1 pseudogene is annotated in these 405 nt (G+C 70.6%); it reads right to left on the reverse strand.

The features are described 5' to 3' along the window. Positions 1 to 377, reverse strand: a pseudogene (locus tag J0695_RS39325) (PucR family transcriptional regulator); the annotation flags it as partial. Positions 378 to 405: the final 28 nt, after the last annotated feature.

A 405-nucleotide genomic window follows, 5' to 3' on the forward strand; every position in this document is an offset into this window, starting at 1 on the left:
ATCGCGGCGATGAGCTGGTCCGCGGTCGGCCCGGGATCGCTGTCGAGCAGCCACACATATCCGAGGACGACACCCCGGTGGCGTACGGGAAGACAGATGCGCCCCCGGAACACCCCCGCGTCGGGCGCCGCCGGAATGCGGACCGGGCCCGTCGCCCGGGCGATGCCGAAGCCCTCGAACCAGTCGCGGACCGCGACCGTGGACTTCCGCGTCAGGATCGAGCGGGTGCGGACCGGGTCCATCGCGGTCTCGTCGAAGCCGCTCTCCCCGTCGTGCGCACCGAAGGCGATCAGCCCGAAATCCCGGTTCTCCAGCGTCGCGGGGGCGCCGAGCAGCGCCGAGATCTCGTCGGCCAGGTCCTGGTAGTCGCCTTTCACCCCAACAGTCTCGCACCCCTCTCAGACA

The organism is Streptomyces beijiangensis, assembly GCF_017315755.1.
GTDB lineage: Bacteria > Actinomycetota > Actinomycetes > Streptomycetales > Streptomycetaceae > Streptomyces > Streptomyces beijiangensis.